Consider the following 24,842-nt stretch of genomic DNA (forward strand, 5'->3'; position numbering starts at 1 on the left):
GTCTTTTTGTTGGTTGTACGGTTGCTTATAGGGTTTCTATGTTATTGGTGTCAATGTACTGCTGCACTTTTAAAAATAGATCATCGCAGCCCTTTATAATTTCGGCACGTTGGTCTCTTACGGTGCTCCAGTGTCTGCTTGTTTTTCTGAGGGACAAAGCCGTAAATTCGACTGAAAAGGCTGGGCATTTTTTGGAGAGTTCCTGAAAAACAACACCTTCGCCAGTTCCCGAATTGTAGCCTTCCTGAGCTTTGCAGTTAGCTCCCTTTGAAAAATACGTTAAAAAACCATTTTCCGGATTGGTTTTATAGCTTTGGTAAATCGTTTTGAGCATCGGGTCTCCAATACTGCTGATCGCATTGTAGCTGGTTTGAAACAATCCAGCTTCGGCCTCTTCTGCCTTAGGATTAATGATGTCTTTTTTGTCGTTTCTTTCGGCTCCAACACAATGTCTTCCTGAGCTTTCAAGCATTCCCATGCCCATCATTAACACAAAGAGATGACGAAGGGTACCTGCTTCACTTTGGTCATTATCGATGCCATTGTCCTTAAAAATGGAACTGTAAAGAGTTAAAGAATCCTTATTGGGGTCTGCGCCTGGTTTTTTTGCCATTTCCTTTACGATGGGATCTCCTTTTTTCAGTTTGCAATACACTCTTCCATACGTTAAAGCCATACCTTGATAGTAACCAATTGGAGCGATTCCCTGACCTTCTTTCCAATAATAACGAACAACGTCCAGACCTTTAACTATATTGGCAATGTCGTTATAAACCGAATTACTTTGTGGGGCATCAACAGGAGCCAAATACTGGAGCGATACCCAGCCAGTTGTTTCACCGTGTTTTACTTTTGCCCATTCCTTATTTTCGAAGGTTTCAATATAGATTACAACATCTCCTTTAAACAAATCTCCTATTTTATTGTCGGTTGTTTTTTCCGGGCTTTTTCGTATCCGTACCCCATCACCTGTAACTAAATAAGTCTTTGTGGTTGTAGTAGTGGTCGGAGCGACAGCTGGCGTATTGGGAGTAGCAATTCTGTTTTTTAAAATAACAAACCAGGCTTTAGAAGTGTCTGTTAAAAAGCCATTATCGTCTATTTTAACGTTTTTTAAGCTTACAGAATTCTCTACATTACCGCCAATCACTTTTAAGGTATTTCCTTTTTTATCTACGACAAGGTCAGAATGAGAGGGGTAACTGTTCGTCGTACTGTCGTAATTAATAGTTCCGACAGAGTCTTCTCTGAGGTAACAAATTAAATCTCCAATCTCCGGCACATAGTCAGAAAGTCTATACCCCCAAAAACCATAAGCGGTATCCTCTTTTTGTTTGGCGATTATGGCTTTTCGAATGTAAGCGGAATGCTGTGCATTATAAAGAAAACGACTTTCGGCTCCGGCTGTTTTCATGATGTACGAAATGAATGCGGCCGACCATGGCTGGTCAACATCCTTGCCGTCAAGATTTGTATTTACACCCGTTTTCCAATAGGTACCAACTCTTTGGTAATAATTGTCTTCGGTTTCCCGATGTCCGGTCTTTCCAAAAACAGGTATTGATTTACCGTGTTTGTCTTTCTCGTATCGGAGAATTTCCTGCATCCCGAAAAATTCCCATTCTTCTTTTGCAATACTGATAAGTTTTTCTCTAAAAGCCATATGGTTTGAATTTAGTAGTTACGTTGAAAAGAATTGTAGATAGGTAGCTGACGTGGGGATATTCTTTTATAAGGAGGGTGATATTTCTTGTAAAGGATTGAAGTGTAGTATTTTATATAAAATTAATCAATTGCAGAACGCTTTACAACGAGTGTTTATACCTGATTTTGAGTTAGATATAAAAGGAGAAAGCAAAGAAAGGGGAAAAATAATAGCGGATGAGGATTGGCTCTTAAAACAAAAACCTGTTTCGTTTGGAAACAGGTTTTTCTAATTTTTTTGATTTGTTAAAGGAGATTATTTTTCAGATCCCGCTTTTGGTTTTCTTACCAGAATGTAAATTGAGACTAAAAAAACAATGATGTACACTATTGCTAATGCGGGTTTCTCGAATTTTAGCTTTTCAAAGTCGAATTGTTTATAAATCGTTACTCCTAAAATGATTGCGACAATCAAAAAAGTAAACGATATTGATCTTTTTTTTTCCATTTTTTAAGGTTTTATAGGTATGTTAATTGGTATTCTTAGAATAGCGACAACTCTTCTTGCGGGTATCCTTCCCAACAGAATAGGATGTAGCTGCTTTTAAATCATAGCAGTTTTTTTGTTGATTTTTCCTTTTAATCCGGCAGAAAATTACTTTCTGGAAAATAAATTCTCTACCACCCAGGCAGGGCCAATCATTAAAAACTGAAGATCTTTTAGAAAAGAAGGTTTTTTTCCTTCGATATTATGTCCGTAGAACTGTCCGATCCAGGCAATCGCAAATACACCGATGGAAAATATCCATAAAGGGAAAACCTGTCCGATATAAAAATTTACAACCAGACAAATCGCCGAAAAAACAGCAATCTTTAAGGCCATGGCTACCGATAAACGGATGTAAAAAAGGAGCACAAAAACTAAAACAACAGCAGCCCAGTTTTCGATAACAGGAGCGTTTAGTTTCAAAGTATCAGAAATGATATTGCTTGGAATACTCATTAATAAACCTACGATCGAAAAGTAAATAGCAGGTACGCAAACATAATGAATCGCCTTGTTTTTGGGGTTCTGATGACTTACTGCGTACTCATCAAACCATTGTTCTAATGTTCTCATTGTTTTTGGTTTAGGATCGTAAATCTACTAAAATTTCTTTTAGTTTTATCAATTTTGAACTTTCCCGGAAATGAATACGCTCAAATTTTAGAGTAAACACTCAAAAAGTAGCGTATTTGTCTTATTGTGATAGTTTTATGGCCTTATGGAGTATACCGTTGTTTTTTTACTTGTTAAATTTGTGTAATTTTAAAACAAATCTTGTTAAATTATTTAAGGTATGTACGATAGTAAAAATAAAAAAAAGAAGGTTGTAAGAACATCTATTGCTCTGCATCATAGAGAAGATCAAATAGAGAATACACTAAACGAGTTTGATCTTTCTGTATATCCCGGAGATGAAAATGATATTTCACGTGACAGATTTATAAAAGCAAAAATAACTTTTGGGATACTTGTTCTTCTTGCTTTTTTATTTTCCTTTATTGCATTACTCATCATGAGATTTATCAATTAATGACACAGAGAAGTTTCTTTCTGATGATAATCAAAAACATTGTCCCATAAGGCGTCGATCGTAACAAGCGCCTGGTTTAAAGGGATTACGCTCCATTTGCCATTAAATTCAATACCAAGTCCCATCTTTTTTAATTTCAACAAAGCATCCTGTACATCAAAATCAAGGTCTGTATTTAGTTTTGTTGCAAACCACGATTCAATTTGAGTATCAAGCTCGTCGGCTGTAATAGGAGATTCATTTTTGTACAAAAAGGTATACGCCAGTATGGTTTCCTTCAATACCTCTTCTTCAGAGGAATTTAACAGTGAATAAAAAGCACCGCTGTTGTTTCCAAGATTCTTAAAATACAGGCTATCCGAAAGTATTTTTGAATATTTAATCTTCTTATTGACAAAGTTGCTGTACTGACGGAACAGGTAAAGCGATAGAATTCCCAGTGCTATTAAACCCTGATTCAAAGAAGCTTTGCTGTTGAGTAAATCAATCGTTTCGCCCGATTGATATGCGCCATACATGCCAATCAAAGCCGGGATTACAGTCGTACTTAAAAGAGAAATTCCACCTCCGATTCCGGGAACCCAAAAAAACAATTTATCCGTGGTAGACATTCTCGGAATGGCATTTGGGAATATGGTTTCGAGATCGTTTTTAGGAACGCGTTTAAAGATTTTTAAAGCAACCGATCCGGGTTCAATGGGCATTTTCCCCAACTTCACTTTCTTTTCCTTTATATAATCCTCTTCGCTGTAATGCAGATAAATTAAAACGCGGTCGTAATATTCGATTTCAATTTCTTTCTTCCAGAAAAAATATTTTTTAATCTTTTCTTTTGCTTTATGATGTCCCCGAACGTATAATTCATAATCCTTAAAGGCATTAAAATCAATAGAGAGTTTTAAGCCGATTAAGTCTGAATCTTCAAAAGCTTCGTCCAGTGTTTCCTGATCTATCCGACGATAATTTCCCTGTTCTAAAACCGTAAGCAAGGTTTCTTTGAAAATACTGAAATCGCTTTTGCCTTCAAAACTTTTACGCTCTTTCGGGCTTAAATCCGGGTCAAACAAAGCATAGTTTTGTTTAAGATTCCGGTTAAGATTAAAAGCTTCGTAATGAAAATAATGCTCAATAATATCAAACAGTTTTTTGAAATCATCCACTTTTTTCGAATCGTCAGCAAAGGCACTGAATTGTTGTTCGAGTAGGAATTCTTTGTTGAAAGGAATATAATGTTCTCGTGTCATAGAGATTTAAAGGGCTTTGTTTTTTTAAAGGGTAAAGATACAAAGGTTCAAAGTGATTTTGTTTTGATCACAATAGAGTTTTTGAAGTTTGTTTTCGTTTTAGATTCATCAGAGATGGAGTTTTTGCTGCTACCCAATCAAATGAAACTTTCCGCAATAAAATACAATTAAAAAAGTGAGATTTTTAATCGTTGGCATCGATTAGAAATCCCACTTAATTGTTCCAAAAAAAATGACATCATTTCATAATTTCCCTTTGGGAAAACTACAGGTTTAAATAAAAATTATCCACGGCAATTTTACCACTTAATAAAGTTCCGGCAACCCGTATTTATACCTGTTTTTGAGTTTTTTTACGTCAGGAGTGCAAGTGCAAAAAGGACAGTCTTTTGCTTTGATGCTAAGTGTTTTAAGTCTTTTTTCAAAGCTTCCTGTCTTTGCAGTGCAGTTGAAGAAGGTTTTTTTAGGGTATTAATTCCCCTCCGATTTTTTCAATTCTATTATTTTATTGATGTATTGGATGAGATTTTCTTTTTCTACCGAAAAGGGAGCTTTTTCATCTTCGGTGCTCAGGTATAAGTGCGCAATACTTTCGGCGTCCATATTTTCCTGCACATAATGATACTCAATATATTTTATAATGCTTTCTACAAAAAGCTCCTGCAGCCTGCCTTTTTCTATCGTTTCTTCGTCCTTGTTTTTTATTTTTTCTATTTCCGATTCCGGTAAATCAATAGTGAGGTAAGTAGTATCTACAGCCACATTAGAAAGCATTTCTTCGCTCGCTTTTCCTGTAGCATTGCAATACGCACAGGGGCCTGGCGCCCATTTTAATTGTTTGTTTAAACGTTTTATGTCTTCCCAATCTACAAAACCTTTTCCGAGACATCTGGGGCATCCTGAATTTGATTTTTTAAACAGAAAATTAAAAAGAGTCATTTTTCTAAAAATTTGGTTAAAGTTTTATAGCCTCGCGAAGATAAATTATTTATGTAAGAAAAATATTTTTAAAGCAGATTGTTTTTTGAGATTTTAAACATTTTAGAAGTAGGAAAAGCAGCAGATTTTTGCCTTGTAATGGGAACTGTTTTTGGAGTACAGAAATTGGAATGACGAATTGGGCAAGCAGATCGATGTATAGCTATTCAGAATTCAGGAAAATGTGAGAAAATAGAATGTTTTTTATCAGGAGCAGAATCAAATTCAAAAAGTTTTTGCTTAAATTTATGCACCTCAAATTTAAAGAGAATCTACACGTTAAAGTAGCCGGAATAACAACCGGGAAGAGCATTGTGCCTCAATGAATTATTTTTAGCCATTATTACTATTATTTTTAATGTTTGTGTAACAGAAATTGTGAACGAACGTCTAAGTAATGGGCATAATCGTTAGCAAGCCTCTGGATTATTTTAGATTCGGAATTTCTTATAATCCATTTTTAAGTAAGATTTACAATTCATCGTGGTCCTGTAATTCGTTGATTATTTCATGTATCATTAAAGTAGAAAAATATGGTTGTTGAAGTTTTTAAGACAAATGTGCAAAAAGAGGCAGATAAAGATTATGTCATTGCCGTTATTCAAACCCAATTTCCCGATTATAAAATCAACTTTGATTTAGAAGATTGCGATAAAATATTGCGTATAGAAGGTATTGATCTGGAACCCGATAATATTATCGATTATGTAAATTGTTTGGGATATACTTGTGTAAAATTAGAATAATTAGACTATGATAAATTTTATTGTTTTTTGCTTTTTACTGTTAGTGAAACAGTTTTAAGAATCCGTTTTTTTGAGATCGGAAAGTTTTCTTTCCTATAAGTACGCATTATTTTTTAAATTTGTGTTCTTATGAAAAAAAAGCCTTCCTTTTTTGACTTTACTCAAAAGGTCAATTATAAAAACGAAATTTTAGCGGGATTAACAGTTGCGATGACGATGATTCCGGAATCATTATCGTTTGCAATTCTAGCCGGTTTTCCGCCTTTGGCAGGCTTGTATGCTGCTTTTATAGCGGGCTTGGTTACCTCGGTTTTTGGAGGGAGACCCGGAATGATTTCGGGTGGGGCAGGAGCGACCGTTATTGTTTTAATCGCTTTAATGAAATCGCACGGCATCGAATATGTTTTTGCAGCCGTCGCACTTGGAGGGATCGTTCAGATCTGTGTTGGACTTTTTAAACTCGGAAAATTTATCAGACTGGTACCACAACCAGTGATGTACGGTTTTGTAAACGGGCTTGCAGTAGTGATCTTTATGTCACAGCTGGAACAGTTTAAAACCGTTGTGAATGGCCAGACGACATGGCTGCAAGGTTCTCCTTTGTATATTATGTTGGGCTTAGTTGTGCTTACGATTGGGGTTGTAGTGCTTTTTCCAAAGATAACAAAAACAGTTCCGGCTTCTTTGGTGGCTATTATGGTCGTATTTGCCATCGTACTAATCTTTAATATTGAGACCAAAACAGTTCAGGATATTGCTTCTGTGCAGGGAGGATTTCCACCGTTTCATATTCCGAATATTCCACTTTCTTTTGATACCTTAAAAATCATATTTCCGTACGCAGTAATTGTTGCCGCTGTCGGTTTAACAGAAGGTTTGCTGACTTTGAACCTTGTTGATGAAATAACAGGTACAAGAGGCAATAGTAACAGAGAGTGTATTGCTCAGGGAAGCTCCAATATATTGAATGGGTTCTTTTTTGGGATGGGCGGCTGTCCAATGATTGCGCAGACACTGGTCAATCTTTCTGCCGGTTCGAGAGCGCGACTTTCGGGAATAATCGCTTCGTTGACTATTTTAGGAATCATTCTTTTTGGAGCGCCTGTCATTGGAAAACTGCCAATGGCTGCTTTAGTAGGAGTGATGATGATGGTGGCGGTTACCACTTTTGAATGGACGAGTTTCAGAGTCATTAATAAAATGCCGGCACACGATATCTTTGTCGGGATTTTAGTAGCGGTAGTCACTATTTTATTGCACAATCTGGCTTTGGCAGTTTTGATTGGGGTGATTGTTTCAGCCCTTGTTTTTGCCTGGGAAAGTGCCAAAAGAATTCGTGCCAGACATTATATTGATGAGACCGGAATAAAACATTATGAAATTTACGGACCCTTATTTTTTGGTTCGATTGCTGCTTTTGTAGAGAAGTTTGATGTGGTAAATGATCCTGATCATGTGATCATTGATTTTAAAGAAAGCCGAATTGCAGATATGTCCGCTATTGAAGCATTGAATAATTTGACAAAAAAATACAGTCAGTTAAATAAAGTGATCGAATTGCAACATTTAAGTGAAGATTGTATTGTTTTACTTAAGAATGCTGAAGCTGTTATTGCCGTAAATGTAATTGAAGATCCAACGTACAAAGTAGTCTCTTAATTAGATAATTTGGCAATTAGATAATTAGAAAATTCTATGCGTAACGAACAGCAATTATCTAATTATCTAATTGACACATTCCCAAATTATTTAAGCATGCTGCTAACCTCGCTAAACTTTCCGTCGACTTCATCGATTTGTAAGCCCAGTAGGTGTGCAATTAAAGGATATACCGAAACATTCTGGAAGGATCTTACTGTTTTGTTTACTTTAAAGGCTGGACCTTTTGCGTAAAAAATGGCCTGCATGTCTTTCTCTTTGTTGTCATATCCGTGTGTGCCTCCGTTTACCTTCTGAGAGGATTCTTTTACCAGACTATACCCTTTTTTGGCTTCAATTACAAAATCATGAACTCTCGGATTAGTGCCGTAGTGCAGTCTTTTCGGAACCTCGTTTGATCTCCAGAATTTAATATGAGGTACTTTTTTTAAAGCTTTTGCGATAGAATCCTGAAAGCCCGGTTTTGCCTGCAGGCTCATAATTGGGTTGATTACGGCTTTGTAATCCAGCCATTCGGGTTTTAGATACTCCAGAATCGCTACCTTTTTATCGTTGCTAATATTGGCCATTCCGTGATCTGAGACGATAATTAAATTGATCTGTTTTCCAATAGGCAATTGATCCAGTTTAGAAGATAAGAGTCCCATAAGAGTATCCATCTTTCTGATTGCTTTTTCGTTTTCAGGAGAAAGCGGACCAAATTGATGCCCTGAACGATCGGGCTCATCAAAATAGAGGCTGATAAAATGCGGACGCTCTTTTTCCGGAAGCTGCAGCCATTGAAGTACAGTGTCGATTCGGGTTTCGTAAGGGATTTTGTCATCGTACTTTTTATAGATACCCGGCCTTTTCTGATCGGTATCTGAACCCGGCCAGAAAAAAGAAGCTGCCTTTATACCCTGTTGTTCGGCAACATTCCAAATGGGATTTCCACCATAAAAACGGGAATCATTTTTGGCATTTGTCGATAGTGAAAAAGATTCGTTTAGCGCTGCATCATAAAAAACATTATTAATAATTCCGTGATGATCAGGATAAAGTCCGGTCACTATTGCATAATGATTAGGGAAGGTTTTGCTCGGATAAGAAGGTCGCATTGATTTGGCGTGAACACCTTGTTTGGCTATCTTTTCAAGATTTTGAAGTTTAAAATGTCTGGCATAATCCCAACGAAATCCATCCATAGAAACTAAAACGACGTAAGTATCTTTATTGGTTTGCGCATTTAAAATAAAAGAAAGCGAGAAGAAAAGTACAGATAGGAGAGCGGTAAAATGCTTTTTCATTGTTGTAATTATTGAGTTGCAAAGTTATCAATAACCACTTTCATGCGCAAAAACAGAATGTTAAACAATCATAAAGTAAAAATTGTTTGCTACAGATTAAAAAGATTCTCACAGATTGTAATCTTTTTGATCCTTTAATCTGTGGCTAAAAAAAAACAGTGTAATTCGCGGCAAAAAAAAACGCCAGATAGAAATCTGGCGTTTTGAATTTGGAAGAAAAGAACGATTACATCATTCCTGGCATACCGCCACCCATTGGCATTCCGCCAGCGCTTTCTTCTTTAATATCGATTAATGCACACTCAGTAGTTAAGATCATTCCCGAAACTGAAGCAGCATTTTCAAGAGCCACACGAGTTACTTTTTTAGGATCAATAATACCAGCTTTAAGCATGTCAACATATTCGTCAGTTTTTGCATTGTAACCAAAGTCACCTGAACCTTCACCTACTTTTGCTACAACTACAGAACCTTCAAGACCTGCATTTTCAACAATAGTTCTTAATGGAGCTTCAACAGCGCGAGATACAATCTGAATTCCGGTTGCCTCGTCAGCGTTATCCGCTTTAAGGTCGGCCAAAGCAGCTTTTGCTCTTAGTAAAGCAACACCACCACCGGCAACAATTCCTTCTTCAACAGCAGCACGTGTTGCGTGTAACGCATCATCAACTCTGTCTTTTTTCTCTTTCATTTCAACTTCAGATGCAGCACCAACATAAAGAACAGCAACACCACCGGCCAATTTAGCCAAACGTTCCTGTAATTTTTCTTTATCATAATCAGAAGTTGTAGTTTCCATCTGACCTTTAATTTGGTTCACTCTGTTTTTGATGATATCTGCTTCACCAGCACCACTTACAATTGTAGTGTTGTCTTTATCGATAGAAACTCTTTTTGCTGTTCCTAACATTTCGATAGTAGTGTTTTCAAGGGTATAACCTCTTTCTTCAGAAATTACAGTTCCACCAGTCAAAATAGCGATGTCTTCTAACATTGCTTTTCTTCTGTCACCAAAACCAGGTGCTTTTACAGCAGCAATTTTTAAAGCTCCACGTAATTTGTTCACTACAAGAGTTGATAAAGCTTCTCCGTCAACATCTTCAGCAATGATTAATAATGGTTTTCCTGATTGAGCAACTGGCTCTAAAACAGGTAGTAATTCTTTTAAAGAAGATACTTTTTTGTCGTATAATAAGATGTATGGAGCGTCTAATTCAACTTCCATTTTCTCAGGATTTGTTACGAAGTAAGGAGAAAGATATCCTCTGTCAAACTGCATACCTTCAACAACATCTACAAACGTATCTGTTCCTTTGGCTTCTTCAACAGTAATAACCCCTTCTTTACCTACTTTTGCAAATGCAGTAGCGATTAGTTCTCCAATCACTTCGTCATTGTTTGCAGAGATAGAAGCAATTTGTTTGATTTTATCAGAATCACTTCCTACTACTTTTGCTTGTTTTGCAAGATCAGCAACGATTGCTTCAACAGCTTTGTCGATACCACGTTTCAAGTCCATTGGATTTGCTCCTGCAGCAACGTTTTTTAAGCCTTCTTTTACGATTGCCTGAGCTAAAACTGTAGCAGTTGTAGTTCCGTCACCCGCTAAATCATTGGTTTTAGAAGCTACTTCTTTCACCATTTGTGCGCCCATGTTTTCTAATGGGTCTTTTAATTCGATTTCTTTTGCAACCGAAACTCCATCTTTAGTAACTGTTGGTCCACCAAATGATTTTCCGATAATTACGTTACGACCTTTTGGTCCAAGAGTTACTTTTACAGCATTTGCTAATGCATCAACACCACGTTTCAATCCGTCACGTGCTTCAATATCAAATTTTATATCTTTTGCCATTTTTTTAATTTTGTTTAAAGTTTGGTTTGTTTCAAGTTAATGAAGTTCTTAATTCTTAATACTTCGTACTTAAGACAATATTTTTTTAGATTATCGCCAAGATATCATCCTCACGCATAATCAAATAATCAGTTCCTTCCAGTTTTAATTCTGTTCCTGCATATTTACCATAAAGAACAGTGTCGCCCACTTTTACAGTCATTGTGTGATCTTTTGATCCGTTTCCTACTGCAACTACAGTCCCTTTTTGTGGTTTCTCTTTGGCAGTATCCGGAATAAAGATTCCTGAAGCAGTTTTAGTTTCAGCTGCAACAGGCTCAATAAGTACGCGGTCTGAAAGCGGTTTTATGTTTAAAGCCATGATTTTATAATGTTATTAGGTTATACGTTTTTTAATGTTCTAGAAACTTTCAGAAACTGTGCCATGCTCTTAAAACTGACATTATTTCTTAAAAAAAATGCCAGCTTTGACAGGCTGGCATTTTATATTGATATCGAAAATTATTATTTTGCTGCAGGTGTTGCCGGAGCAGGTGTTTGTTGAGCCGGAGCAGCTGGTGTAGTAGCAGGCGCCTCAGTTTTTTCAATGATTTTAGACTCACCGTCACTTAATGATCCTGTGAAGCTTAAGCTGGAAAGCAAAATTAAAGCAATCAAAATAGTAGCTAATGTCCAAGTACTTTTGTCTAAAAAGTCAGTTGTTTTTTGTACTCCACCTAACATTTGAGTTCCGCTGATAGTAGAAGACAATCCGCCTCCTTTAGGGTTTTGTACCATGATTACTACGATCAATAGAAAGCAAACTATTGTGATTAAAACTAAAAAAATTGAAAATGTGCTCATTGTTTAAATATTATTGTTATTTTGTTGTAAAATCTTTATATCCGAAATACGGTCTGCAAAGAAACTAATTTTTTCTGGATATTTCAAAATTAATATTTCATATGCTTGTATTGCTTTGGTGTATTTTTTTTGTTCCAAATATACTCTGGCTAAAGTTTCAGTCATTAAGTAGGAATTATCCTCTTTATTAGGGTCGGATACTACTGTTTGTGTTATTGCAGTCTGTTTGATCGGAGAGATTTTCGGATTGGTTTCGATGAATTTATCGATCAATTCCGCCTTTTTCTTTTTCTCATCGTCAATTGTTTCCGATTCAACTGCTTTTTCAGACTGTTTTATTTCGGTTGAAGTTTCTTCAGTTCTGTCAATTGGTTCTGTTCGGGACAATTGCAGCCATTCCTGAAAAGAATGTTTCTCGTTTACCGAAAAATCTAAGGGCTGTCCTATTTCCAGGTTTTCTTCTGCCGTTTTTACACTTTCTGAAATTTCAATTTCTTTTGGTTCTTCGACTGCTTTAGGCTGTTCAGGAACAACGGTTGTTGCTTCTTTTATAGAATTTAAGATCGATTGCTCGATTGGATTCACTTTTACTTCCGCTACTTCCGCAATCTCTTCCTCTACTATTTCATCGAAAAAAGTAGGTGTTGGCTCTTTAACCGGAGGTAATGCAGCTTCTTCCGGAGCTAAATTTACTTCTGGCAGCTCCGTTTTGGCAGGTTCTTCCACAGTTATTGGAGCAGTTTCCTGAGGAGTGACAGAAACAGCTTGTTCGATAACAACTTCAGCTGGTTTTTCTTCTGCTTTTACAGGGGCTTCAAAAGTTACTGCTGCCACTTCTTTTACGGTATCAATAATAGATTGCTCGATAAATGGTTTAACCGGTTCTTCTGTTGTTTTTACAGGCTCTTCAAAAGTTACTGCTGCCACTTCTTTTACGGCATCAATAATAGATTGCTCAATAAATGGTTTAACAGGTTCTTCGACTGTTTTTACAGGTTTTTCAAAAGTTACCGTTGTGGCTTCTTTTATAGAATCCAGTATAGATTGCTCGATTGGATCCACTCTGACCTCAGTTGCTTTTTTTACTTCTTCAAAGGAAACAATTTCACTGTCAAAAACTTTAATTTCGAGTAGATCTCGCAGTTTTCGGTCGTAATAGTCACTCTGAATCGAAGTGAAAGTTTCAGAAGTAATAAAGTCAAATAAAACGGTACGATCCGTAGTATGTGCTGCCGTAACTTTTAGGGCATAATTATACTTAAAGCTGTTTTGATCGTAAAGCCCTTTCAAGCGCAATGCCCTTGCACTTTGAAAATAGGGAAATTCATTCAAAACACTTCCTAATGCCTCTGCCTGTTTCTCTGTGATAGTATCAGGTTTGTTCATTAAGTAGGTATAATCCGTTACATTCATTTATTCTTTGTGTTTAATCGGTTAACTGTTAATCGTTTTATTGGTTTTGCTGTTTAATCGATTAAACGGTAAAACGTTTTAACGATTCAACAAATAAGCAAACTACCATTTTGCTAATGACTCATTGAAAATATCTTGTGTGATTCTTTCAAAAATAACCTGAATTGCGGTATTCAGAGTAGCTCCGGTAGGCAGTCCCTGTCCTTCGAAATCATAGTAGAATTCAAATGTTTTTTCGAAATCATCTTTTTCTTTCTTTTTGTTCGTAAACCTAACATTTACACGAACAGTCAAACGGTTTTGAGAAGCTCCCTGATTGGCAGTTGCCGTCATTGGAGTGGTTCTGTAATCTACAATTTCTCCTTCGTAAACTAAATCACCGCTATTGCTGACTAAGTTTAAATTGGTTTGATTTTGAATCAAATCCTGTAACGTCAAAGTAAAAGTTCGGTCAATTCCAGGTTCAATTAAATCAGCATTATTCTGAAAAAAGTTAACCTGAAAAGTTTTGGCATCGATGTTTCCTGTTCCGGTAAAGTTGTAAACCGAACAACCGCTTAGAAGGAACAAGCTCATTAAGGCTAGTAAAGAATATATTTTTTTCATAATATCAATTGGGGTAAAATCCAATGTTTTAAATTCCAAATCTCAAATTCCAAATTCCAATTTTGGGGAAACTCTATTTTTTTTCAAATATAACAATTTGAATTTGGCGCTAGCGAACTGGCGGAGCAATTTGGGATTTATTTATTTAGATTTAACGTTCAAACTTGGAATTTGGGCGTTGGAATTTGAAACTTGTTTTTTTTATAAATCGAATTGTTTAATTTTTCTGTACAAAGTTCGTTCCGAAATTCCCAGTTCATCTGCTGCTGCTTTTCGTTTTCCTTTGTTTTTTTCTAATGACTTTTTGATCATTTCGATTTCTTTCTGTTCCAAACGCAAAACCTCTTCTTCTTCGATGGTTTCTGCAAACAAATAATTGTCATCCTGCATCTGATAATTCTCTTCGCGGGCAGTAGGCGTCATTACAGCGGTTCTTGGTTCTTCTTCAAAATCAATTTCGCTTTCGTTTTCCTGAGAACCGTATATTTTCTGAATTAAATTCGGATTGATATCCTGCACTTTTGTGCCGTTTTTCATTAATTCTAAGGTGAGTTTCTTCAAATCGTTCAGGTCGCTTTTCATATCAAAAAGCACCTTGTACAAGATGTCTCTTTCGGTACTGAAATCACTTTCTTTTTTATTGTCGTTAATAACAGAAGGCAAGTTGCTTCCTTCGGTTGGTAAATACGACTGTAAAGTAGCTAATGAAATATCGCGATTGGTTTCCAGAACCGAAATCTGTTCGGCCACGTTTCGTAATTGACGAATGTTTCCGTTCCATCTGAATTTTTGAAGAAGCTGTACTGCATCATCGTCTAATTTTAACGGTGGCATTTTGTATTTGTGCGCAAAGTCGGCAACAAATTTTCGAAACAATAAATGGATGTCGTCGTTTCTTTCGCGCAATGGAGGTAGCGTAATTTCGACAGTCGTCAAACGATAATACAAATCTTCACGGAACTTTCCTTTTTCGATTGCATTAAACAGGTTGACATTTGTAGCGGCTACAATTCGCACATTGGTTTTCTGAACCTGCGAAGAACCTACTTTGATAAATTCACCATTTTCAAGCACACGAAGCAAACGAACCTGAGTTGTTAAAGGTAATTCTCCAACTTCATCAAGGAAAATCGTTCCGCCATCGGCTACTTCAAAATAACCTTCACGCGTACTTGTAGCACCTGTAAAAGCTCCTTTTTCGTGACCAAAAAGCTCACTGTCGATAGTTCCTTCCGGAATAGCTCCACAGTTTACCGCAATATATTTTCCATGTTTTCTGTGTGAAAGCGAATGGATGATTCTTGGAATATTTTCTTTACCTACACCACTTTCCCCGGTTACCATTACCGAAATATCAGTAGGCGCAACCTGAATGGCTTTTTCAATAGCGCGATTTAGTTTAGGATCGTTTCCGATAATCTCAAATCGCTGTTTTATTGCTTGAACTGTTTCCATGTATGTTTTTGTTTCAAGTTTTGTTTGTTTCAGGTTTCAAGTTTCAAGTTACGCAAAGAACCTGAAACTTGAAACCTGAAACCTGAAATAACTTTTTTAATTCATTTCAGAATATCCAACAGCTTTTCCTTTTAATGTTCCTGATGTACAGCTTTCGATTTTGACATTTACAAAGTCTCCAATCTTGTAATTTTCTTTAGGGAAAACCACTGTAATGCTTTGTGAGTTTCTTCCTGAGAATTCTTCCGTTGATTTTTTAGAGACTTTCTCGACTAAAACTTCAACCGTTTGTCCTACGAATTCCTCACTGCGGAACCAGGCATGTTTTTGTTGTAAATCGACAATTTCCTGTAATCTTCTGGCTTTGGTTTCTTCTGCAACATCATCTTCCATTTTTCTTCCGGCCAAAGTTCCCGGACGCTCAGAGTAGGAGTACATATAACCGAAATTATACTTCACATATTCCATTAAACTCATAGTGTCCTGGTGATCTTGTTCGGTTTCTGTAGGGAAACCGGCGATCATATCCTGCGAAATCGATGCGTTCGGAATGATAGCTCTGATTTTATCAATCAAAGTCATGTATTCTTCACGAGTGTGCAAACGATTCATTTCTTTTAAAATTCTGTTACTTCCCGACTGAACCGGTAAGTGAATGTGTTTGCAAATATTAGGGTGTTTTGCAATAACGTGCAATACACTTTCGTGCATGTCCTGCGGATTAGAGGTCGAAAATCGGATGCGCATTTTTGGGAAACCAACGGCTACCATCTCCAGTAATTGATCGAAATCAACTGCTGTTGCTTTTTGCATTTCGGAGGCATTTACGAAGTCCTTCTTTAATCCGCCGCCGTACCAAAGGTAACTGTCGACATTTTGCCCTAACAGCGTAATTTCTTTAAAGCCTTTGTCCCATAAATCCTGAATTTCATTCATGATACTCTGAGGTTCACGGCTGCGCTCACGTCCACGTGTAAAAGGCACAACGCAAAACGTACACATATTATCACAGCCACGGGTAATAGAAACCAGGGCAGTAATACCGTTACTCATCAAACGAACGGGTGAAATGTCTCCGTAAGTTTCTTCTTTTGATAAAATGACATTGATGGCGTCGCGTCCTTCTTCAACTTCTGCTAATAAATTCGGCAGATCCTTGTAAGCATCAGGTCCAACAACAAGATCGACTATCTTCTCTTCTTCTAAAAACTGACTTTTTAAACGTTCGGCCATACAGCCCAAAACGCCTACTTTCATTTTCGGATTGATGCGTTTTACAGCATTGTATTTTTCCAGACGTTTGCGAATAGTCTGTTCGGCCTTATCCCGAATCGAACAGGTATTTACCAGAACTAAATCGGCGTCTTCAAGAGTTTGTGTAGTATTAAAACCGTTTTCAGATAAAATGGAAGCTACAATTTCACTGTCCGAAAAATTCATCGCACAACCGTAACTTTCAATAAAAAGTTTTTTAGTATTCTCAGGTTTATTTTCCAAAACGAGGCTTTCACCTTGTTTGCTTTCCTCAATAATCTTTTCCATTGTATAATTTCAAAGTGCAAAGATAAGGGAAATGCCGTGAATCTGACAAGATGGCAGAGAAAAGATTTTAGATTTATGATTTTGTAATCTGTGAGCTGTGATCTGTGATCTGTGAGATGTGAGATGTGATCAACAATTAACAATCAACAATCAGCATCTGCAATCCAAAAAGTTATACCTATATATGTATAAAGTGAGAATACAGATAAATCTGCAATTTTAGGAAACATAATACTAAAATAACTCAAAAATGAGTTCGCGGAGTAGATATTTAAAAAAAATAGATACTTTTGTTGCAGAAAAATAGAGCAATGGCAAAGAATTTAGTAATAGTGGAGTCACCTGCAAAGGCGAAAACGATAGAGAAATTTTTGGGAAGTGATTTTCAGGTAGAGTCAAGTTATGGGCACATAGCCGACTTACCATCAAAGGAAATAGGAGTGGATGTTGAGAATGGTTTTAAGCCTAAATATGAAGTTTCTCCGGATAAAAAAGCCCTGGTAAGTAAGCTGAAAACACTATCTAAGAATGCCGAAATGGTTTGGTTAGCGAGCGATGAGGACCGCGAGGGGGAGGCTATTTCATGGCACCTGGCGGAAGAATTGAAACTGGATACCAAAAAAACCAAAAGAATCGTTTTTCACGAAATTACAAAGACTGCAATTCTTAAAGCAATCGACAATCCAAGAGAAATTGATTACAATCTGGTAAACGCACAACAGGCACGTCGTGTTTTGGATCGTTTGGTAGGTTACGAATTGTCTCCGGTACTATGGAGAAAAATTAAAGGAGGTTTATCTGCAGGACGTGTACAGTCGGTTTCTGTGCGTTTGATTGTAGAGCGTGAACGTGAAATTCAAAATTTTAATGCAGTTGCAACGTATTCTATCGTTGCAGAATTTGTAAACGAGGCAGGTAAAGCTTTTAAAGCAAAATTGCCAAAGAACTTCAATACTAAAAAAGAAGCCGAAGATTTTTTAAATAAAAACATCGGATCTCAATATCAGGTAGCCGATTTAGAAACTAAACCTACCAAAAAATCACCAACAGCACCTTTTACAACTTCAACGCTACAACAGGAAGCGGCAAGAAAATTGTATTTGCCGGTTGGAATCACCATGCAATTAGCACAGCGTTTGTACGAGGCCGGATTGATTACTTATATGAGAACGGATAGTGTGAACCTTTCAGCTGAGGCGATGAGTGCGGCTGAGGCTGAAATCATAAAATCATACGGAAAAGAGTTTTCTAAGCCGAGAACCTTTGCCAACAAAAACAAAGGAGCGCAGGAAGCACACGAGGCTATTCGTCCTACAGACATGTCGCGTCATACCGTGAACATCGATCGCGATCAGGCCCGTTTGTATGATTTGATCTGGAAAAGAACCCTGGCTTCACAAATGAGTGATGCACAATTGGAAAGAACAAACGTAAAAATCGAAGCGAACAATCACGATGAGATTTTTACAGCGTCAGGAGAAGTTTTACTTTTTGAAGGATTCTTAAAAGTGTACTTAGAAGGACATGATGATGATGAGGAAGAACAGGAAGGAATGTTGCCAGCCTTAAAAGTAAACGAAAAATTAGCCAACAACTATATTACAGCAACCGAAAGATATTCAAGACCTCCGGCACGTTATACGGAAGCTTCGCTGGTAAAAAAATTAGAGGAATTAGGAATTGGACGTCCGTCAACCTATGCACCAACGATTTCTACCATCATCAACAGAAATTATGTTGAAAAGGGAACTCTGGAAGGGCAGGAGCGTAATTATACTCAGCTGACGTTGCAAAATAGTAAAGTTGGAGAGAAACTGTTAAAAGAAAACACAGGTTCAGATAAAGGTAAATTAGTGCCTACAGATATCGGAACGATTGTTACTGATTTCCTGGTGAAGAACTTCGGAAACATTCTGGATTATAATTTTACAGCAAAAGTAGAACAGGATTTTGATGAAATTGCTGAAGGAAATATCGACTGGGCAACCATGATGCAGGAGTTCTACAATAAATTCCATCCCAATGTAAAAGAAGTTGAGGCGAATGCTGAACGTGAAAGCGGGGAGAGAATTTTAGGGAAAGATGCTGACGGAAGACAGGTTTCTGTTCGTTTAGGAAAATTTGGTCCAATGGCTCAGATTGGAGAAGCGGATGATGAAGATAAAAAGTTTGCCAGTTTAATGTCAGATCAGAATATTGGAAGTATTACACTGGAAGATGCTTTGAATTTGTTTTTACTTCCTAAAAGTTTAGGGGAATATAAAGGAGAAGAGGTTGAAGTAAATAACGGTCGTTATGGTCCTTATGTACGTCATGGCAGTGTTTTTATTTCATTACCAAGAGGAGAAGATCCTTTGAGTCTTTCTAAGGAAAGAGCTCAGGAACTGATTGACGAAAAAGCACTTGCTGATGCACCAATTGCGGTGTATAAAGGAGAGTCGGTTCAAAAAGGAGTGGGTCGTTTTGGTCCGTTTATCAAATGGAACGGTCTTTTTGTGAACGTGAGCAAGAAATATAATTTTGATAATTTATCTCAGGCAGATGTTGAAGAATTGATTGAAGATAAATTGCAAAAGAATATCGATAAAGTGCTTCACAATTGGGAAGAAGAAGGTATTTTGGTTGAAAAAGCCCGTTGGGGTCGCTCTGTGATTACCAAAGGGAAAATCAAAATTGAACTAAGTAAAGATGTTGATGCTACAAAATTAACCTTGGCTGAAGTTCAGGAAATGATTGCCAAAAAAACACCGGCTAAAAAGACTCCGGCTAAGAAAACCGCAACTGCAAAGAAAACAACAACCGCAAAGAAAGCTCCGGCTAAAAAACCAGCTGCAAAAAAGAAATAAAAAATGGAATTTGATTTTCTAGAACCAGTTAACGAAGGAATTTTAAAATTTATTAATTCGTTGTCTTCACAAGAGCTGGGTAGTAAAATAGTTTTACACACTCAGGATCAGTTTCCGGATATTAGCAAAATAACCATTGCCGTTATTGGAGTTTTGGAAGATCGCCGTAATAACGATGCTGTGAATGTGGTCAATCTAAACGCGGTTCGTAAAAGACTTTACAGCATGTTTCCGGGTAACTGGGATGCTTCGATTGCAGATTTAGGAGATATTCTGGCAGGTGATTCTGTAACGGATACTTATTTTGCTTTAAAAAAGGTGACTTCTGCCTTGATTAAAAATAAAGTGATTCCTATAGTTATTGGAGGTTCACAGGATTTGACCTATGCTTTGTATCGTGCCTATGACGATTTGGAGCAAATGGTAAACATGGTTGCGGTAGATAATAAGTTTGATTTTGGTAAAGAGAATGAAACGGTTTCGGCCAATTCGTATTTGACTCAAATTATTATTGACGAACCTAATAATCTTTTTAACTACTGTAATATAGGGTATCAAACCTATTACAATTCACAGGAAGAAATCGATCTGATTGAAAAGCTGTTCTTTGATGCATATCGTTTGGGCGAAATTTCAAATAATATTGCCTTGGCAGAGCCTGTTTTCAGGGATGCTGATTTAGTTAGTATTGATTTGAATTCGGTAAAATCATCGGCTTCAGGAAACATGATTTCATTTGAACCAAACGGTTTCAATGGAAAAGAAATATGTTCGTTAGCCCGATATGCGGGAATTAGTGATAAAGTTTCCTGTTTTGGAATTTTTAACCATAATAGTACAAGCCCGGAGGCGGCTATTATTGCACAAATCGTGTGGTATTTTATCGAAGGATATCACTATCGTTCTAAAGAATATCCATTTGGTAGTAGAGCAACGTACTTAAAATATATTGTTCCTTTGGAAGACGAAGAATTGATTTTTTATAAAAGTGATAAGACCGATCGTTGGTGGATCGAAATCCCGTTCGAATCGAACGGTCACAATAAATTAAAACGAAATACGTTATTACCGTGTTCATACGATGAGTATTTATCTGCTTGTAATCAGGAATTGCCTGAAAGATGGTGGAAAGCGCAACGAAAAAATGCTTTATAAAATGAAATTTCAACAGAAATCTTAATTTTTTAGCATATTAAAAATACCGTTAAGTAGTATTAGTAGGAAAATAAATATTAAGTTTTATAAATTGCGTTTTACGTCGATTTTTTGCGCTAGTTTATCGATGAAATATTTTTTTTTTATTTTATTTAACATTATTTTTGACCAATAAAATAAATTTCGCAACTAGTATTGTTTTTTAGATAAATAATAAATACGTTTACGGACTTATAATAATGAATAGATAATCCCAAATTTATATGAAGAAGTTTATTGCATTTGCAACAATGTTAACACTAGTAATCGGCTGTGGTAAGTCAGGTGACAAAGGTGAGTTAGTTGGTGTTACAGGAGGTAAATGGCATCCTGAGAAGCCTTATGGAATGACATTAGTTCCTGGTGGATCTTTTATTATGGGTAAATCAGATGCTGATTTAGCTAATGTGGAGGATGCTCCTACCAGAACGGTAACGGTTCGTGCATTTTATATGGATGAAACGGAGATCACCAATAGTGAGTACCGTCAATTTGTAGACTGGGTAAAAGATTCTACAATGAGAGTTCGTTTAGCAATTTTGGCCGATATGACAGGGCAAAAACCAGCTGGTGACTCTAAAGGTAAAAAAGGCGGCAGTATTGCTGATTATGCATTTAATGATTCAGATCCGGAGAAAATGACGGCATATGATAAATATATGTATGATAACTACTATAGCGTAGGAACAAAAGATGATCCGTATGCAGGTAGAAAATTAAACAAAAAAGTGAAGTTAATTAAGGATACAAAAGCGTATCCGGATGAGTACTATACTGAGGTAATGGATTCTATGTATTTACCAATTGAAGAGTCATACAATGGCTTAAGAACAATTGATGTAAACAAATTGAAATTCCGTTATTCATGGATGGACATTCAGGCTGCAGCGAAAGCTAAAGTTGGTAAAAGAAAAGACTTCGTTAAAACAGAGCAAGTTAGCGTATATCCTGACACAACCGTTTGGATTAAAGATTTCGCTTACTCTTATAATGAGCCAATGCACAATGATTATTTCTGGCATAAAGCTTACGGAGATTATCCTGTAGTGGGTGTAACCTGGAAACAGGCAAAAGCATTCTGCGCATGGAGAACTTTGAACAAAAACAGTTACATTAAATCTAAGAAAAAAGGACGTGACTTAGTAAACTCTTTCAGATTGCCAACAGAGGCAGAGTGGGAGTATGCTGCAAGAGGAGGTCTGGAATCAGCTACTTACCCTTGGGGAGGTCCTTACACAAAAAGCGACAGAGGTTGTTTCTTAGCAAACTTCAAACCAAGCAGAGGAGATTATGCTGCTGATGAGGCGTTGTACACTGTTGAAGCTAAATCTTACGAGGTTAATGGTTATGGTTTATACAACATGGCAGGAAACGTTTCTGAGTGGACTGATTCAGCTTACAATCCAAATGCATACGAATATGTTTCTACAATGAATCCAAACGTAATTGACGGAAACAACCAAAGAAAAGTGGTTCGTGGAGGTTCTTGGAAAGACGTTGCTTATTTCCTACAGGTAAGCACACGTGATCACGAATATGCTGATTCTGCAAGAAGTTATATTGGTTTCAGAACTGTACAAGATTACATGGGAACTCAAGCAACTGGAAGCGGAAAAAAAAGAAAGTAAATAATTAAAATCAAATTCATAACCAAATCAAATCTATTTTAAATTAAAACCTAAAAAAAAGTATTATGGCATTATTAAGTAAAAAAGCAATGAATTTCGCTTATGGTATGGGAGCGGCAGTAGTAATTATTGGAGCTTTATTCAAAATTACTCACTTTGAAATTGGACCATTAACAGGAACTGTGATGTTATCAGTTGGATTGGTAACTGAGGCGGTAATCTTTGCTCTTTCTGCTTTCGAACCAGTTGAAGACGAATTAGACTGGACTCTTGTTTACCCTGAATTAGCAAACGGTCAGGCTAGAAAAAAAGCTGACAAAGTTGAGACTACAACTGACGCCCAAGGATTGTTGTCTCAAAAATTAGATGCAATGTTGAAAGAAGCTAAAATTGACGGTGAGTTAATGTCAAGCTTAGGAAACAGCATCAAAAACTTCGAAGGAGCTGCAAAAGCAATTTCTCCAACAGTAGATTCTATTGCAGGACAAAAGAAATATGCTGAAGAAATGTCTATGGCTGCTGCACAAATGGAATCATTAAACAGCTTATACAAAGTACAATTAGAAAGTGCTTCAAGAAATGCACAAGCAAACAGCGAAATTGCTGAAAATGCTTCTAAATTAAAAGAACAAATGCAATCTATGACTGCAAACATTGCTTCATTAAACAGTGTTTACGGTGGTATGCTTTCTGCAATGAGTAACAAAGGATAATTAGTTTTTGACTATTATATTAAATTTATTAATAAGAACTAATTAGAAAAAATGGCAGGAGGAAAATTAACCCCTAGACAGAAGATGATTAACCTGATGTATCTGGTTTTCATCGCAATGTTGGCAATGAACGTATCAAAAGAAGTAATTTCAGGTTTTGGTTTATTTAACGAAAAATTTGAAGCTTCTAATACAACAGCAATTACAAATAATACCTCTTTATTAACAGCTTTAGATCAAAAAGCGGCTGAGGCAAAAGGAGAATTTGCTATCGCTGCAGAAACAGCTCATAAAATTGAAGCAATTTCGAAAGATTTTTACGCTTATATCGGAACTTTAAAAGCACAATCTGTTAAAGGATTTGAAGCGGATAAAGAAACAGGTAAGTTGCCTTATGAATCTATGGACAGAGGAGATAATATCGATAACTGGTTTACAGGAGACGGATATACTGCTAAAGGTAATGAGATCATAGCAAAAATCGAGAAATATAAAGCTGATATTAAAGCTACTTTAGGATCAGATAAAAAATACGCTAACATTATTGCGGAAGTAAATCAAAAATTTGATGTTTCTGATGTAAAAAACAAAGACGGTATAAAAGAAAAATACTTAGCTTATCATTTTAAAGGTTTCCCTGCAATTGCTTCAGCTGCAAAACTTTCAGCTTGGCAAAATGACGTTACAAAAGTGGAAACAGATGTTTACAACAGTGCATTAGGAAAAGCGGCTGTTGCTGCTGCTTCTTATAGCAACTACCAAGCGATTGTTGTTTTAGACAAAAACGCTTACTTCCAAGGAGAAAAAGTTACTGGTAAGGTAGTTTTAGGACGTTATGACGAAAACACAAAACCAACTTCATTCCAAGGTCCTGGACAAATCGTTAACGGACAAGCGGTTATCTCGTTAACTGCCGGAGGTGTTGGAGAGCAAAACATTAACGGACAATTTACTTTCTTAGAAGATGGTAAAAACATTCCACTTAAATTTGCCGGAAAATATGTTGTAGTACCAAGACCAAACTCTGCTACAATCTCTGCTGATAAAATGAACGTAGTATATAGAGGAGTTGTTAATCCAATCTCTGTATCATTTGCTGGTGTTGATGCTAACAAAATTGTAGCAAGCGCTCCAGGATTAGCTTCAGCTGGTAAACCAGGAAAATATAACATGAACCCAGGTTCAGGTACTGAAGCTACCATTTCTGTTACTGGTACATTACCAAACGGAGATAAAGTTACAGATAAGAAAACATTCAGAATTAAAGGTATTCCTGGACCAACAGGTACAATTAGAGGAGAAATGGGTGTTGTTAAAGGACCTAAATCTAACTTAGAAATTGCTACTATTGGTGCTAAATTACTTGATTTTGATTTTGAAGTTGGTTTAGATGTTGTTGGATTTAACTTAAAAATCGCAGGACAGCCTACAGTGGTTGTTAACGGTAACAGATTAAATGCACAATGTAAATCAGTTCTTGCAAGAGCTGGAAAAGGAGACCAGGTTACTATTTCTGAAATTAAAACTAAACTTGTTGGAGCTGGTAGTTACTTATTGCCAAGAACTGCTCCGGTAATTTACGAAATACAATAATAAAGTAGGTAAAACTACAA

General features: G+C 36.6%; 21 protein-coding genes. 8 read left to right on the top strand and 13 right to left on the bottom strand.

Annotated features, from left to right (window positions below):
• Positions 1 to 25: 25 nt before the first annotated feature.
• From OLM61_RS11685 to OLM61_RS11695, 3 genes are all read right to left on the bottom strand, one after another.
• Positions 26 to 1,663: a DUF2272 domain-containing protein gene (locus tag OLM61_RS11685; protein ID WP_264522859.1), complete on the bottom strand. Its 1,638-nt coding sequence runs from the start codon at positions 1,661 to 1,663 to the stop codon at positions 26 to 28.
• 297 nt (positions 1,664 to 1,960) lie between these two features.
• On the bottom strand, positions 1,961 to 2,152 hold the full coding sequence (locus tag OLM61_RS11690) for a hypothetical protein (RefSeq protein ID WP_264522860.1): 192 nt from the start codon (positions 2,150 to 2,152) through the stop codon (positions 1,961 to 1,963).
• Positions 2,153 to 2,299: 147 nt separating this feature from the next.
• A complete protein-coding gene (locus OLM61_RS11695) occupies positions 2,300 to 2,764 on the bottom strand; it encodes a DUF962 domain-containing protein (RefSeq protein ID WP_264522861.1) in 465 nt (154 codons plus the stop codon).
• A 220-nt stretch (positions 2,765 to 2,984) separates the two neighbouring features.
• Between OLM61_RS11695 and OLM61_RS11700 the strand changes: the two genes are divergently transcribed.
• Positions 2,985 to 3,221, top strand: coding sequence for a hypothetical protein (locus OLM61_RS11700; protein ID WP_264522862.1), 237 nt, complete (start codon positions 2,985 to 2,987; stop codon positions 3,219 to 3,221).
• On the opposite strand, the gene OLM61_RS11705 is transcribed toward OLM61_RS11700, so the two are convergent.
• The gene (locus OLM61_RS11705) at positions 3,218 to 4,465 is read right to left on the bottom strand and encodes a TMEM143 family protein (RefSeq protein ID WP_264522863.1); all 1,248 of its coding nucleotides are present in this window, start codon (positions 4,463 to 4,465) and stop codon (positions 3,218 to 3,220) included. The two genes, OLM61_RS11700 and OLM61_RS11705, sit on opposite strands and share 4 nt — an antisense overlap.
• Before the next feature lie 471 nt (positions 4,466 to 4,936).
• Positions 4,937 to 5,404, bottom strand: a complete 468-nt coding sequence (locus OLM61_RS11710; protein ID WP_264522864.1) for a hypothetical protein — start codon at positions 5,402 to 5,404, stop codon at positions 4,937 to 4,939.
• Positions 5,405 to 5,976: 572 nt separating this feature from the next.
• Between OLM61_RS11710 and OLM61_RS11715 the strand changes: the two genes are divergently transcribed.
• Positions 5,977 to 6,189, top strand: coding sequence for a hypothetical protein (locus tag OLM61_RS11715; protein WP_264522865.1), 213 nt, complete (start codon positions 5,977 to 5,979; stop codon positions 6,187 to 6,189).
• A gap of 129 nt (positions 6,190 to 6,318) precedes the next feature.
• On the top strand, positions 6,319 to 7,848 hold the full coding sequence (locus OLM61_RS11720) for a SulP family inorganic anion transporter (RefSeq protein ID WP_264522866.1): 1,530 nt from the start codon (positions 6,319 to 6,321) through the stop codon (positions 7,846 to 7,848).
• An 86-nt stretch (positions 7,849 to 7,934) separates the two neighbouring features.
• Here the strand turns inward: OLM61_RS11720 and OLM61_RS11725 are convergent, their stop codons facing one another.
• From OLM61_RS11725 to miaB, 8 genes are all read right to left on the bottom strand, one after another.
• The gene (locus tag OLM61_RS11725; RefSeq protein WP_264522867.1) at positions 7,935 to 9,134 is read right to left on the bottom strand and encodes an ectonucleotide pyrophosphatase/phosphodiesterase; all 1,200 of its coding nucleotides are present in this window, start codon (positions 9,132 to 9,134) and stop codon (positions 7,935 to 7,937) included.
• A gap of 226 nt (positions 9,135 to 9,360) precedes the next feature.
• A complete protein-coding gene (groL, locus tag OLM61_RS11730; protein WP_264522868.1) occupies positions 9,361 to 10,989 on the bottom strand; it encodes a chaperonin GroEL in 1,629 nt (542 codons plus the stop codon).
• Positions 10,990 to 11,074: 85 nt separating this feature from the next.
• Positions 11,075 to 11,350: a co-chaperone GroES gene (groES, locus tag OLM61_RS11735; protein WP_012023920.1), complete on the bottom strand. Its 276-nt coding sequence runs from the start codon at positions 11,348 to 11,350 to the stop codon at positions 11,075 to 11,077.
• A 143-nt stretch (positions 11,351 to 11,493) separates the two neighbouring features.
• Positions 11,494 to 11,832: a preprotein translocase subunit SecG gene (gene secG, locus OLM61_RS11740; RefSeq protein WP_264522869.1), complete on the bottom strand. Its 339-nt coding sequence runs from the start codon at positions 11,830 to 11,832 to the stop codon at positions 11,494 to 11,496.
• A gap of 3 nt (positions 11,833 to 11,835) precedes the next feature.
• A complete protein-coding gene (locus tag OLM61_RS11745) occupies positions 11,836 to 13,245 on the bottom strand; it encodes a tetratricopeptide repeat protein (RefSeq protein ID WP_264522870.1) in 1,410 nt (469 codons plus the stop codon).
• Between the two features lie 102 nt (positions 13,246 to 13,347).
• Positions 13,348 to 13,851 carry an LptE family protein gene (locus tag OLM61_RS11750; protein WP_264522871.1) on the bottom strand — a complete coding sequence of 168 codons (504 nt, stop codon included), beginning with the start codon at positions 13,849 to 13,851 and terminating at the stop codon, positions 13,348 to 13,350.
• A 201-nt stretch (positions 13,852 to 14,052) separates the two neighbouring features.
• Positions 14,053 to 15,306, bottom strand: coding sequence for a sigma-54 interaction domain-containing protein (locus tag OLM61_RS11755; RefSeq protein WP_264522872.1), 1,254 nt, complete (start codon positions 15,304 to 15,306; stop codon positions 14,053 to 14,055).
• A 96-nt stretch (positions 15,307 to 15,402) separates the two neighbouring features.
• Positions 15,403 to 16,848, bottom strand: a complete 1,446-nt coding sequence (miaB, locus tag OLM61_RS11760; RefSeq protein ID WP_264522873.1) for a tRNA (N6-isopentenyl adenosine(37)-C2)-methylthiotransferase MiaB — start codon at positions 16,846 to 16,848, stop codon at positions 15,403 to 15,405.
• A 311-nt stretch (positions 16,849 to 17,159) separates the two neighbouring features.
• Between miaB and topA the strand changes: the two genes are divergently transcribed.
• The 5 genes from topA (at position 17,160) to gldM (ending at position 24,822) form a co-directional block, all read left to right on the top strand.
• Entirely contained in the window at positions 17,160 to 19,694 is a 2,535-nt protein-coding gene (topA, locus tag OLM61_RS11765) for a type I DNA topoisomerase (protein WP_264522874.1), read from the top strand.
• A 3-nt stretch (positions 19,695 to 19,697) separates the two neighbouring features.
• The gene (locus OLM61_RS11770; protein ID WP_264522875.1) at positions 19,698 to 20,849 is read left to right on the top strand and encodes a formimidoylglutamase; all 1,152 of its coding nucleotides are present in this window, start codon (positions 19,698 to 19,700) and stop codon (positions 20,847 to 20,849) included.
• Positions 20,850 to 21,112: 263 nt separating this feature from the next.
• Positions 21,113 to 22,516: a gliding motility lipoprotein GldK gene (gldK, locus tag OLM61_RS11775; protein ID WP_264522876.1), complete on the top strand. Its 1,404-nt coding sequence runs from the start codon at positions 21,113 to 21,115 to the stop codon at positions 22,514 to 22,516.
• A 65-nt stretch (positions 22,517 to 22,581) separates the two neighbouring features.
• The gene (gene gldL / locus OLM61_RS11780) at positions 22,582 to 23,229 is read left to right on the top strand and encodes a gliding motility protein GldL (protein WP_264522877.1); all 648 of its coding nucleotides are present in this window, start codon (positions 22,582 to 22,584) and stop codon (positions 23,227 to 23,229) included.
• A 51-nt stretch (positions 23,230 to 23,280) separates the two neighbouring features.
• A complete protein-coding gene (gene gldM, locus OLM61_RS11785; protein WP_264522878.1) occupies positions 23,281 to 24,822 on the top strand; it encodes a gliding motility protein GldM in 1,542 nt (513 codons plus the stop codon).
• The last annotated feature ends 20 nt before the right edge of the window (positions 24,823 to 24,842 follow it).

Origin of the sequence: Flavobacterium sp. N502536, assembly GCF_025947345.1 — a bacterium.
Classification (GTDB): domain Bacteria; phylum Bacteroidota; class Bacteroidia; order Flavobacteriales; family Flavobacteriaceae; genus Flavobacterium.